The sequence below is a fragment of the Buttiauxella sp. AC142 genome (assembly GCF_979253435.1).
Map to the genome: position 1 here is coordinate 626,630 of NZ_CEEDCH010000001.1, position 12,215 is coordinate 638,844.

The following is a 12,215-nucleotide window of genomic DNA, read 5'->3' on the forward strand; positions in this document are numbered from 1 at the left end:
ATCACATAAATGGCTTTTTTACCAATTGGGCACGGGAATGGGTTTTGCTGTTATACTGCTGGCCTGAATATTTTGTGTTGGCTGATATTTGACCGACATCGAATGATTTATTTTTAAATCATATGGTTATAACTATGAAACATACTGTTGAAGTGATGATCCCCGAAGCGGAGATCAAAGCCCGTATCGCTGAACTGGGTCGTGAGATCACTGAACATTATCGTGATAGCGGTAGTGATATGGTGCTGGTTGGCCTGCTGCGTGGCTCATTTATGTTCATGGCGGATTTGTGCCGTGAAGTGCAAGTGCCCCACGAAGTCGATTTTATGACCGCATCGAGTTACGGCAGCGGCATGTCTACCACCCGTGATGTGAAAATCCTGAAAGACCTTGATGAGGATATTCGCGGTAAAGACGTGCTGATCGTCGAAGATATTATCGACTCCGGTAATACCTTGAGCAAAGTGCGTGAGATCCTGAGCCTGCGTGAGCCAAAATCACTGGCTATTTGTACGCTGCTGGATAAACCGGAACGCCGCGAAGTAGACGTGAACGTGGAGTGGGTTGGTTTCGCCATTCCTGACGAGTTCGTAGTGGGTTATGGTATTGATTACGCTCAGCGTTATCGCCATCTGCCGTACGTCGGCAAAGTGGTTCTGCTGGACGAATAAGTCGATAGCATCCATTAAAAAAGGGCCATTAAGGCCCTTTTTGCTATCTGACTTACTGCGAAGGTGTTCTATTCTTATGGCTGATATGGGAGTTTTGCAGGTTTGAAATCCCGCTGCGGTAACCTTGCTCCAGCGATTCACGGCTGGTAGCGGTGACTTCTAAATCGCGCAGGCGACCATCGTGAATACCGTAAGCCCAACCGTGAACTGTCACTTTTTGCCCGCGTTTCCACGCGGACTGCATAATGGTGGAATGACCGAGGTTATAAACCTGTTCCATCACATTCAGCTCGCAAAGTGTGTCCAGGCGCTGCTCCGGTGGGAGTTCTCCCAGCAGCGAGCTATGCTTGAACCAGATATCGCGAATGTGCAGCAACCAGTTGTTGATAAGCCCTAAGTCCGGGTTCTCAACCGCCGCTTGTACACCGCCACATCCGTAGTGACCGCAAATAATAATGTGTTCAACTTCAAGAACATCAACCGCATACTGCACAACGGAAAGGCAATTCAAGTCCGTATGAATAACCAGGTTTGCGACATTACGGTGAACAAACAACTCGCCAGGCTCAAGCCCGGTCAGACGCTCTGCGGGTACACGACTATCAGAACAGCCAATCCATAAGAAGCGAGGCTTTTGGGCTTGAGACAAACGTTCGAAAAAGCCCGGGTCTTCGTCCTCCATCAGTTTTGACCAGACCTGGTTATTGCTGATGAGGGTATCTATGTCTTTCATGGAAGTTAACAACCTGTAACGGAAGAAGTGCGTTGAGGTAATATAGGGCAACTGATAGTGCAACTGAAATAATTTTTAAACAGCTTAACTTTTTTGTACCGGACAAGGTAACCGTATATCCATGACAATTGCATTAGAACTGGAACAGTTAACGAAAACCTATCCCGGCGGTGTTCAGGCGCTGCGTGGCATAGATCTTCGTGTTGAAGCAGGTGATTTTTATGCGCTGCTGGGGCCCAATGGCGCAGGGAAATCCACCACCATCGGTATCATCAGTTCGCTGGTTAACAAAACTTCTGGCCGGGTTCGTGTGTTTGGTTACGACCTGGAAAAAGACGTGGTTAACGCTAAACGTCAGCTCGGACTGGTGCCACAAGAATTTAACTTCAACCCGTTTGAAACCGTGCAGCAAATTGTGGTGCATCAGGCGGGTTATTACGGCGTCGAACGTGCGGATGCCATCGCGCGTAGCGAAAAGTACCTGAAACAGCTCGATCTGTGGGAAAAACGCAACGAACGTGCGCGTATGTTATCCGGCGGCATGAAGCGCCGTTTGATGATTGCCCGCGCCTTAATGCACGAGCCAAAACTGCTGATCCTCGATGAGCCAACTGCGGGTGTTGATATCGAACTTCGCCGCTCGATGTGGGGCTTCCTGAAGGATCTGAATGATAAAGGCACCACCATAATTCTGACCACTCACTATCTTGAAGAAGCAGAAATGCTGTGCCGCAATATCGGTATTATTCAAAACGGCGAGCTGGTAGAAAACACCTCGATGAAGTCATTACTTTCAAAGCTGAAATCAGAAACGTTTATTCTCGATCTTGCGCCGAAAAGCCCGTTGCCAAAACTCGATGGCTACCAGTATCGCCTGGTGGACACCTCAACACTTGAAGTGGAAGTGCTGCGTGAGCAAGGGATTAATAGCGTATTCAGCCAGTTAAGCTCGCAGGGAGTTCAGGTGTTAAGTATGCGTAACAAAGCTAACCGTCTGGAAGAGTTGTTCGTCACGCTGGTTAACGGCCCGAAAGGAGGAAAGGCATGATGCATCTCTATTGGGTCGCGTTAAAAAGTATCTGGACCAAAGAAATTCACCGTTTTACGCGTATCTGGATTCAAACTTTAGTGCCGCCAGTTATCACCATGACGTTGTATTTTATTATCTTTGGTAATCTGATTGGCTCGCAGATCGGCTCCATGCATGGTTTCACCTACATGCAATTTATCGTGCCGGGTCTGATCATGATGGCGGTGATCACCAACTCTTATGCCAACGTGGCTTCTTCATTCTTTAGCGCCAAATTCCAGCGCAATATTGAAGAGTTGCTGGTGGCTCCGGTTCCAACGCATATTATCATCGCGGGCTACGTTGGCGGTGGTGTGGCGCGTGGCCTGTGTGTCGGCATTCTGGTGACGGCTGTTTCATTGTTCTTCGTGCCATTCCAGGTTCACTCGTGGCTGTTTGTCGCGTTGACGCTGTTACTGACCGCCATTTTGTTCTCGCTGGCCGGTTTGCTTAACGCCGTGTTTGCCAAAACCTTTGACGACATCAGCCTGATTCCCACCTTCGTGCTGACTCCGCTGACCTATTTAGGCGGCGTGTTCTACTCTCTTTCATTGCTGCCACCTTTCTGGAAAGCGCTGTCTCACCTTAACCCGGTGGTGTATATGATTAGCGGCTTCCGTTATGGTTTCCTCGGCATCAATGACGTGCCGCTGTTGTTTACCGTTGCGGTGCTGGTGGGCTTTATCCTGGCCTTCTACATTCTGTGCTGGTATCTGATTCAACGCGGTCGCGGCCTGCGCAGCTAACATCTATACCCCCCGAAATGGGGGGTTATCGAAGAATTTTCTTACTCAGTTTTGATTAGCATCAGGGAGCTTACTTTTCGCTCTGGCACACTTGCGCTCTGCGAAAAGGAGAACGCCATGTTAGGTTGGGTTATTGCCGGTCATGACTACTATGCTCAGGATATGCTGGATGCAATCGAGCGACGCTTTGGCCCACAGCCGCAATGCTGCGCGGTGAATTACTGGAAAGGGCTGAGCACCAATATGCTGAGCCGGATGATGTGCGATGCGTTGTATAACTGCGATTCTGGCGACGGCGTTGTTTTTCTGACCGATCAAACCGGTGCGGCGCCATACCGTACTGCGGCACTGATGAGCCACCAACATTCTCATTGCGAGGTGATTTCTGGCGTCACGCTTCCCACGTTATTTGCGATGCGCGCCCAGCGCGAAACGCTAACCAGCGAACAATTTCGCGACCGCATTGTTGAGCAGGGTGGCGGTGATATCACCAGTCTTTGGCATCAACAACAAAAGAATCCCCCGTTCGTCCTACTCCACCAATATTGATTTGAGAGGTTGGTATTGAGTGAGCTTTTGTTAGAATGGCGACTCTTTCCGCCATTGAAACACTCAGTGCAATCAAACTCGTTATGCTAACTCGCCTTCTTTTTTCCGTGTTGATGCTAATTTGTGGCAGCAGTGCGAATGCCAGCCTGCTCAGCAGCCATCACACCCCCGCGCAATACATGCAGACCACCGAAGACGCCGATATCTGGGCGCAGGTTGGGGACAAAGTTATTTCTGTTGGCACAATTGAGGAAGGGCAGATACTGGCCGTCGTGCCAATTGCCGCGGATTATTATGAGTTTAGTTTCGGTTTTGGTACCGGTTTTATTGATAAAACCCATCTGGAACCGGTGACGGGTAAACAGCGCGTCGAAGACCGACTGGGTGATTTGAACAAGCCACTCAGTAATCAAAATCTGGTCACTTTCCGCGATGTCACCGTATACAACGCGCCCGACAACGGCAGCGCACCGTTTGGCACGCTGGCAGATAATTTGCGTTACCCGATTATTGCTAAACTGAAAGACAGGTTGAACCAGACCTGGTTTCAAATCCGAATTGGCAACCGTCTGGGGTATGTCAGCAGCCTTGATGCGCAGCCCGATAACGGCATTCCAGTGCTGACCTATCACCACATCTTGCGCGATGAAGAGAACACCCGCTTCCGTCATACCTCAACCACTACCTCGGTTGTTGCATTCAGCAACCAAATGACCTGGCTGCGCGATACGGGTTACACCACGCTCACGATGTACCAGCTTGAAGGCTATGTGCGTAACCGTATGAACCTGCCAGCGCGGGCGGTGGTGATTACGTTTGATGATGGCCTGAAATCGGTTTATCGCTACGCTTACCCGATTCTTAAAGAGTACGGCTTTAAAGCGACGTCCTTTATTATCTCGTCGCGCATAAAAGCGCACCCGCAACCCTGGAATCCAAAATCGCTGCAATTTATGAGCCTCTCGGAATTGCAGGCCAGTCAGGATGTGTTTGATATCCAGTCGCATACGCATTTTTTGCATCGCGTTGACGCCAACCGCCAGCCGACACTTCTACGCCGAACCTATCGCAATATTCTGCTCGATTTTGAGCATTCAAGACGCGCGCTGGCCCAGTTTAATCCGCATGTTTTATACCTGTCGTATCCGTTTGGCGGCTACAACGATAAAGCGGTACAAGCCGCGAATGATGCGGGTTTCCATATGGCGGTGACAACGGTGCGCGGGAAGGTGAAACCGGGAGATAATCCGTTTTTGCTAAAACGGCTTTATATTCTGCGTACTGATTCGCTGGAAACGATGTCGCGGTTGATTAGTAACGAGACGAAATAAAGGTAACGCCCTCATCCCGGCCCTCACCCTGGCCCTCTCCCTGAGGGAGAGGGCCAGGGTGAGGGCGTTTTGACGCCGATTACGCCACCTGAACCGGTACGGCTTTCGCCAGGCGTTTCATTTCGTTATCGCCATCGAAATAGGCCACTTTTGGCTGCCAGCTACGCGCTTGCTCATCCGGCATGGTGACGTAAGTCGCGATAATCAGAATGTCACCAACATCGGCACAATGTGCCGCTGCGCCATTTACCGAAATGATTTTAGAACCACGTTCGCCAGCAATAGCGTAAGTTGAAAAACGCTTACCGTTGGTGACGTTATAAATATCAATGGCTTCATATTCCAGAATGCCTGCCGCCTCAAGGAAGTCCTGATCGATGGCGCAGGAGCCTTCATAGTGCAAATCCGCCTGCGTCACTTTGACACGGTGAAGTTTGCCTTGCAGCATGGTGCGTATCATAGCTTAAACCTTCATCACTAGAGTTACGTAAGCAGCAAGCCAGAATGCTTGCCACCGGAATTTAGTCGGGCAGTATTGCCCGATTTTATGACGCTGTCTACTGCGCCAGCTCGACCTGAATATTATCAATCAAACGCGCCTGGCCCAGCCACGCGGCCATAAGCACAACCGCGCGTTTGCTCTCAACATTCAGCTCCAGCAGGGTATCGGCATCGCGAATTTGCAGGTCGTCAGAACGGAAACCTTTTTCGTTAAGCTCGGTTGCGGCGATCGCCAGCATCTCTTCGGTATCACGTTCACCGGCACGCAGTTTATCGGCAAGTGTTTGCATCACCTTATGCAAACCCGGCGCGATTTTGCGCTGCTCGGCGGTCAGATAGCCATTACGTGAACTCAGCGCCAGGCCGTCTTTTGCACGCACCGTGGGTACACCGATGATTTCAATGTCGTAGCCCATGTCCGTCACCATTTTGCGAATCACGGCGACTTGCTGGAAGTCTTTTTCGCCGAAGCAAGCGATGTCAGGCTGCACCATATTAAACAGCTTGCTGACGATGGTCGAAACGCCACGGAAATGCCCAGGGCGGCTTGCGCCTTCAAGCATTGTCGAAAGGCCAGGCACTTCGACAAAGGTCTGAGAATCCAGGCCTTGCGGGTAAATATCGGCAGGAGCAGGTGCAAATACCAAATCCACTTTGCGACGATTGAGCTTTTCGCAATCTTCCTGCAAGGTGCGCGGATACCGGGTTAAATCATCCGGACGGTCAAACTGCATCGGATTAACAAAAATAGTGGTGACCACCACATCGGCGCGGCTTTTGGCATCATCGACCAGCTTCATATGCCCGTCGTGCAGGTTGCCCATCGTCGGCACCAGCGCGATGCGTTTGCCTTCCTGGCGCCAGCGGCGAATTTGCTGACGTAACAGCGGTATGGTTTCGATAATCAACACAACCCTTCTCCTGTCAGTGGAAACTGTGTTCTTCACCTGGATAGGTGCCGGACTCAACTTCGGAAATGTACTGTCGCACCGCAGCGCGCATATCACCGGTTCCGGTGAGAAAGTTCTTCGCAAACTTTGGAATATGGCCGCCGGTAATGCCAAATGCATCATGCATCACCAGAATCTGCCCGTCAGTGACATTGCCTGCACCGATGCCGATAACCGGAATGGTCAGCGCCTCGGTGATGCGTTTCGCCAGTGCGACCGGCACACACTCAAGCACTAACAATTGTGCACCTGCGGCTTCGAGAGCAACGGCGTCATCAAACAGCGTTTGCGCAGCGGCTTCATCACGCCCCTGAATTTTATAGCCACCGAAGATGTTGACCGATTGCGGCGTCAGACCCAAATGTCCGCAAACGGGAACGGCACGCTCGGTCAGCATTTTGACAGTGTCAGCCAGCCAACGACCGCCTTCAAGCTTGACCATATTGGCACCGGCGCGCATCAGTTCGGCGGAGTTGGCAAAGGTTTGTTCAGGCGTGGCGTAAGACATAAACGGCAGATCGGCCAGCAGCAGGCAATTTGGCGCACCACGGCGCACGGCGCGTGTGTGGTAGGCAATATCTTCGACGGTGACGGGCAGAGTGGAGTCGTGGCCCTGAACGGTCATCCCTAATGAATCGCCAACCAGCAGCACGCCAATGCCTTCATCGGCAAACAGTTTTGCAAAGCTGAAATCGTAGGCGGTGATTGTCGCGAATTTGCGTTGAGCCTGTTTCCACTGGCGCAACTGAGACATAGTGGTTGGTTTCATGGCAGTCCCGGAATGATATTAATTAAATGAACACGTCCCTGGTTACCAAAAACTAATCCCATCCTGGGAGAGGTGTTTTAAAACGTCAGCCACGCGCTGTCCACCAGGGAACGCGCAATCAGGCGCAATTTCCAGCAGCGGAACCAGCATAAATGCGCGGTTTTTCATATCGTAATGCGGCACGGTAAGCGTAGGTGTTGCGATAGTCAGATTACCGAACAGCATAATATCGAGATCGAGCGTACGCGGCCCCCAACGTTCTGCTTTGCGCACACGACCATGCTCTAACTCAATACGTTGAGTATGAGTCAGTAAGTCTTCCGCAGACAGTTCAGTTTCCAGAGCGACGGCAGCATTTAAGTAATCAGGTTGGTCTTGCGGGCCGAGTGGCGGGGTGCGGTAGAAAGAGGAAATCGCAACCACCCGGCTTTGCGGAATGGTTGCAATGGCGTCAAGCGCGTGAGTCACTTGCTCAAGCGGAGACGCCTGGTTGCTGCCTAGCGCGATGTACGCAAGCGTCATGCACTTCCACCGCTGCGTGGTGCACGCTTACGCGGGCGACGATGACGGCGGCGGACGGCTGGCTCATCACCTAACACATCGAGCATATCTTTTTGCGCAGGAGGAGCCGCGACCTGGAATTCACCCCACCACTTGGTCAGGCGTTGTAATTCCTGGTTATTTTCTACTTCTGCACGCAGCGCCAGTAAATCGTACGCCGCACGGAACTTAGGATGCTCCATCAGTTTCCATGCGCGTTTGCCCTGGCGGCGCGACAGGCGAAGTTGCAAGCCCCAGATATCACGCACCAGTGTGGTAATGCGTTTTGGAATCGCCAGCGCACGGCAGGCTTCATCCAGCACTTCATTCATTGCCAGTGCGAATGCGTCCATATAAGCAAGGCCGCTTTCCTGAGTCAGCTTCTGAGCCATCTCAAGCTGCGGATACCAGAACATGGCAGAGAACAAGAAGGCCGGATTAACGCGCATATCGTTATGAATACGGTTATCGGTGTTCTTCAGCACCTGGTCGATCATGCGTTCCATCGGGCTGTCACCCTGCTCGGTAAAGTAGCGGGTGATGGATGGGAATAACGGCTGGAACAACTGGTATTCGCGCAGTAATTCGTAGGTCGCGTAACCGTGGCCAGCTTGCAGAAGTTTCAGGGATTCTTCAAACAAGCGGGCAGGGGGCACGTCATTAATCAGGGTAGCTAAACGCGGAATCGGCTCACCGGTTTCCGGGCTAATCGTCATATTCAGCTTGGCGGCGAAACGCACAGCACGCAGCATACGCACCGGGTCTTCGCGATAGCGGGTTTCAGGGTCGCCAATTAAGCGGATAACGCCGTTGCGTAAATCACGCAGGCCACCGACATAATCACGCACTGAGAAATCAGCCACGCTGTAATAGAGGCTATTGATAGTGAAATCGCGGCGCTGGGCATCTTCTTCGATAGAACCAAAGATGTTGTCGCGCAGCAGCATACCGTTCTGGCCGGTCTGGGAAGTCTGTTTATCAGACTTCTGCTCTTCGTGGTGCCCACGGAAAGTGGCGACTTCAATGATTTCCGGCCCAAACATGACGTGAGCCAGACGGAAGCGGCGGCCAACCAGGCGGCAGTTGCGGAACAGTTTACGAACCTGATCCGGTGTTGCGCTGGTGGTGACGTCAAAGTCTTTCGGGCGTTTGCCAAGCAAAAGGTCACGAACACCACCACCCACGAGGTAAGCCTCATAGCCTGCTTTGTTCAGACGATAGAGCACCTTGAGGGCATTTTCACTGATATCTTTGCGGGACAGAGCGTGCTGGTCACGCGGAATTACCGTGATTAGCGGGAGATCTTCATTCTCCTCGACCACGACATCATCGCGGTTAAGCACCTTGCGGCAAAAATTAGCGACTCGGGTAAAAATAGTACACCTCGGCAGTGTCAATCATAGGGACAAAAAAAACAGCGGCTAATCATAGCTCAGTGTGTGGCATTTGAGAACGACGTATTCACGACGAGCCTGGCACAATGGCTTTCAGCGACCAGGTTTGTACCGCTTGAGTGAGTAACTCACTCAACGTCAAATCTTGCCAATGAGCGATTTCCGGCTGATTCAAAAATGTTAGCGCAGCATGGATTACGGGACGCGGATCGCCTTGTGGAAGGGCTGGCGCGTGATTTTGCTTCGATAATTTTGCACCATGTTCATTAAGCACCAAAGGCAAATGAACGTAATCTGGAACCTTCCAGCCAAATTGTTGATACAGCGAAATTTGTCGAACGGTTGGCTCAATTAAATCGGCACCGCGCACAATTTCGCTCACGCCCTGGAAATTATCATCCACCACTACAGCAAGATTATACGCAAATAACCCATCACGACGGTGAATGATAAAATCTTCACGCGCCAGGGATTCATCAGCAATTAACGTTCCGTATAGTTTATCTTCAAAACTTAATACCGGATGGCGTTGCACAAAACGCAGTGCCGCATTATCTGACCCGTGATTTAGCGTGCGGCAATGGCCATCGTAAAACCCGCCGATTTGTTGAATTCGGCTGCGAGTACAGGTGCAGTAATAACTCAAACCTTGTTTTTGTAAAAACGAAAGGGCTTCACGATAAGCCTCATGGCGTTGTGATTGCCATAAAACCTCGCCATCCCAATGCAAACCGTAATGGTCTAATTGCTGCAATATGGTGGTCGCGGCTCCAGGCACTTCGCGCGGCGGGTCGATATCTTCGATACGCACCAGCCACTGGCCGTGTTGAGAGCGAGCTTGCAGGTAACTGCCGAGTGCGGCAATCAACGAACCGAAGTGGAGTTCACCCGAAGGCGAGGGTGCAAAGCGCCCGATGTAGTGAGATGTGGTCATTTTTCAGGGAGCTAGAAATGAATAAGGCGGGAGAGACTCCCGCCTTTGAAAGTGATGAAATCGCGAGCTGTTAGCCAGCCATTTGTTTTTCGCGGATTTCTGCCAACGTTTTGCAATCAATGCACAAATCAGCTGTCGGGCGAGCTTCGAGGCGGCGGATGCCGATTTCAACGCCACAAGATTCGCAGTAGCCGAAATCTTCGTCTTCTACTTTCTTGAGAGTCTTCTCGATTTTCTTGATCAGTTTACGTTCCCTGTCACGGTTACGCAGTTCGAGGCTGAACTCTTCTTCCTGGGCTGCACGGTCTACCGGGTCCGGGAAGTTTGCTGCTTCGTCTTGCATATGCGTCACCGTGCGATCAACTTCATCCATAAGTTGGCTACGCCAGGCTTCAAGAATAAGCTTGAAGTGCGACAGCTGGGCTTCGTTCATATACTCTTCGCCCGCTTTCTCCTGATATGGCTCCACCCCAGCGATGGCGAGGATACTCAGGGACGATGTTTTACGCTTTTGCCCTTCTTGCATGTTGTTTCTCCTTAACACGCACTATCGGTCCCCTGTTCGGGGGAAAATCAGGCCGCTATAAATAGCAGATGCTTTTCAGGATGGCAATTATATAAATTCCTCTCTTGACAACCCTGTGAAGAAAAGCGTATTTACGCGAACCGCCAGCACACAAAACAGACAAACGTTAACTGCTCTTTATTAAGAAATTATAAACAGACAGGCAACGGCGAAATTAGAGTAAGCCCTCGGGCAGAAAGTTCGGCCTTATAAGCAATTATTTCAACTCCGCACTGTTGCGCCTCGTATAACAGTTGCGCGTATTTTGCGTCGATGTGGCGTGCCGGGGAAACTTGAGTGATAGCAGAATGCAATACTGCAAACAGCAATACCGCGCGTTCGCCCTGCAAAACCACGCTCATCAATTCCCGCAAATGCTTCTGGCCACGAAGGCTGACAGCGTCTGGGAAATAGCCACATCCTTGTTGTGATAACGTGACTGATTTCACTTCAATATAGCAGTTAACCTTGCAATCTGCTTGTAACATAAAATCAATGCGGCTGCGTTCAGCGCCGTACTTTACTTCACTTTTAATTGCTGTATAGCCCATTAATTCTGAAATGCTTTCTGCATTCAACGCTTCTTTCACCACGGTATTGGCACGTAACGTATTCACACAAATAAACTCACCATTTTGCGTCTGCGTGATTTCCCAGGTGTGAGGATATTTACGTGTCGGGCTATCAGACGTGGAATACCAAACAGTGTCGCCGGGCGTTGCACAGCCGGTCATTGCCCCGGTGTTTGGGCAATGGAGCGTCAACTCTTCACCAGACGGAGTCACCACATCGGCCAGAAAACGTTTGTATCGTTTGATCAGCGTGGCCTGCTGCAACGGCGGGGTAAATTCCATTCACTCTTCCTTATTACTTAGTGTCCAGCGTTGTAATTCCTGGTAACGAGTGCGGCCCTGTCTGAATACAGACTCATACAGGGCAAATTCATCGACCTTAAACTGCCAGCGAAAATTAGGGGGTGGGATGGTGACCGCTCGCGGCGTGTTGCGATAAAGCGTGATATGCGGATGAAACGGCTGCGGGCTTTGGTAACAGCCATTACGCGCCGCCTGGGAACGTAACATATTCGCCAGTTGAATTAATCCTAAAGGTGCGTGACGTGGGCCAATCCACACAACGTTTGAGCGCAGCCATTGCCCGGCATCGTCTATCGCCAGGGTAAAACCTTTCTGTCGAATGCGCCCGGCGAGTTGGCTCAACGCTTTTTGTTTATCCGCGCTGATATCACCCAAAAAGGCCAGCGTCAGATGCAAGTTTTCGGCGGCCACCGCGCGTCCGGTATCTTCAGGGAACTGTGTGGCGCGCCAGTGGATAATCTGTTGTTGCACCTCTTTGGGTAGCTCGAGGGCAAAAAACAGACGGCGAGTCTCAGCCATATTGGTTCTCTCAATAATGTCTTGTCGTAATGCTACAATAGCGAACTTCGCATCATACCCGTTTGGAGC

The 12,215-nt window shown here is 51.1% G+C and carries 14 protein-coding genes and 1 pseudogene; 5 read left to right on the plus strand and 10 right to left on the minus strand.

The genetic code is table 11. From position 1 onward, the window contains the following. The first annotated feature begins 134 nt into the window (after positions 1–134). Positions 135–671 (plus strand): hypoxanthine phosphoribosyltransferase, encoded by a 537-nt coding sequence (gene hpt / locus AC0IWZ_RS02820; protein ID WP_034460899.1) that lies wholly within the window; start codon positions 135–137, stop codon positions 669–671. A gap of 52 nt (positions 672–723) precedes the next feature. On the opposite strand, the gene can is transcribed toward hpt, so the two are convergent. Next, positions 724–1,404 carry a carbonate dehydratase gene (can, locus tag AC0IWZ_RS02825; protein WP_034493430.1) on the minus strand — a complete coding sequence of 227 codons (681 nt, stop codon included), beginning with the start codon at positions 1,402–1,404 and terminating at the stop codon, positions 724–726. 121 nt (positions 1,405–1,525) lie between these two features. Between can and AC0IWZ_RS02830 the strand changes: the two genes are divergently transcribed. The 4 genes from AC0IWZ_RS02830 to AC0IWZ_RS02845 all read left to right on the plus strand — a co-directional run bounded on the left by AC0IWZ_RS02830 (position 1,526) and on the right by AC0IWZ_RS02845 (position 5,099). Continuing rightward, on the plus strand, positions 1,526–2,452 hold the full coding sequence (locus AC0IWZ_RS02830) for an ABC transporter ATP-binding protein (protein ID WP_034493432.1): 927 nt from the start codon (positions 1,526–1,528) through the stop codon (positions 2,450–2,452). Then, entirely contained in the window at positions 2,449–3,219 is a 771-nt protein-coding gene (locus AC0IWZ_RS02835) for an ABC transporter permease (protein ID WP_034493435.1), read from the plus strand. The genes AC0IWZ_RS02830 and AC0IWZ_RS02835 overlap by 4 nt, the downstream gene beginning before the upstream one ends. A 117-nt stretch (positions 3,220–3,336) precedes the next feature. Next, positions 3,337–3,768, plus strand: coding sequence for a PTS sugar transporter subunit IIA domain-containing protein (locus tag AC0IWZ_RS02840; protein ID WP_471678197.1), 432 nt, complete (start codon positions 3,337–3,339; stop codon positions 3,766–3,768). An 83-nt stretch (positions 3,769–3,851) separates the two neighbouring features. Continuing rightward, entirely contained in the window at positions 3,852–5,099 is a 1,248-nt protein-coding gene (locus AC0IWZ_RS02845; protein WP_471679094.1) for a polysaccharide deacetylase family protein, read from the plus strand. A gap of 79 nt (positions 5,100–5,178) precedes the next feature. Here AC0IWZ_RS02845 and panD read toward each other — a convergent pair whose 3' ends face one another. The 9 genes and pseudogenes from panD to thpR all read right to left on the minus strand — a co-directional run bounded on the left by panD (position 5,179) and on the right by thpR (position 12,146). Then, positions 5,179–5,559, minus strand: coding sequence for an aspartate 1-decarboxylase (gene panD / locus AC0IWZ_RS02850; protein WP_034493438.1), 381 nt, complete (start codon positions 5,557–5,559; stop codon positions 5,179–5,181). A gap of 97 nt (positions 5,560–5,656) precedes the next feature. Continuing rightward, complete coding sequence (gene panC, locus AC0IWZ_RS02855; RefSeq protein ID WP_471678196.1) at positions 5,657–6,511, minus strand: pantoate--beta-alanine ligase; 855 nt, start codon at positions 6,509–6,511, stop codon at positions 5,657–5,659. A gap of 13 nt (positions 6,512–6,524) precedes the next feature. Further along, positions 6,525–7,319, minus strand: coding sequence for a 3-methyl-2-oxobutanoate hydroxymethyltransferase (panB, locus tag AC0IWZ_RS02860; protein WP_471678195.1), 795 nt, complete (start codon positions 7,317–7,319; stop codon positions 6,525–6,527). Positions 7,320–7,361: 42 nt separating this feature from the next. Beyond that, positions 7,362–7,841, minus strand: coding sequence for a 2-amino-4-hydroxy-6-hydroxymethyldihydropteridine diphosphokinase (gene folK / locus AC0IWZ_RS02865; RefSeq protein WP_471678194.1), 480 nt, complete (start codon positions 7,839–7,841; stop codon positions 7,362–7,364). Beyond that, positions 7,838–9,235, minus strand: coding sequence for a polynucleotide adenylyltransferase PcnB (pcnB, locus tag AC0IWZ_RS02870; RefSeq protein ID WP_210434936.1), 1,398 nt, complete (start codon positions 9,233–9,235; stop codon positions 7,838–7,840). The genes folK and pcnB overlap by 4 nt, the downstream gene beginning before the upstream one ends. Positions 9,236–9,291: 56 nt before the next feature. Next, positions 9,292–10,187 (minus strand): annotated as a pseudogene (gluQRS, locus tag AC0IWZ_RS02875) (tRNA glutamyl-Q(34) synthetase GluQRS). Between the two features lie 70 nt (positions 10,188–10,257). Then, a complete protein-coding gene (gene dksA, locus AC0IWZ_RS02880) occupies positions 10,258–10,713 on the minus strand; it encodes an RNA polymerase-binding protein DksA (protein WP_034493443.1) in 456 nt (151 codons plus the stop codon). 188 nt (positions 10,714–10,901) lie between these two features. Next, positions 10,902–11,606: a DNA/RNA nuclease SfsA gene (gene sfsA, locus AC0IWZ_RS02885; RefSeq protein ID WP_034493444.1), complete on the minus strand. Its 705-nt coding sequence runs from the start codon at positions 11,604–11,606 to the stop codon at positions 10,902–10,904. Then, the gene (thpR, locus tag AC0IWZ_RS02890; protein ID WP_471679093.1) at positions 11,607–12,146 is read right to left on the minus strand and encodes an RNA 2',3'-cyclic phosphodiesterase; all 540 of its coding nucleotides are present in this window, start codon (positions 12,144–12,146) and stop codon (positions 11,607–11,609) included. Positions 12,147–12,215 lie beyond the last annotated feature (69 nt).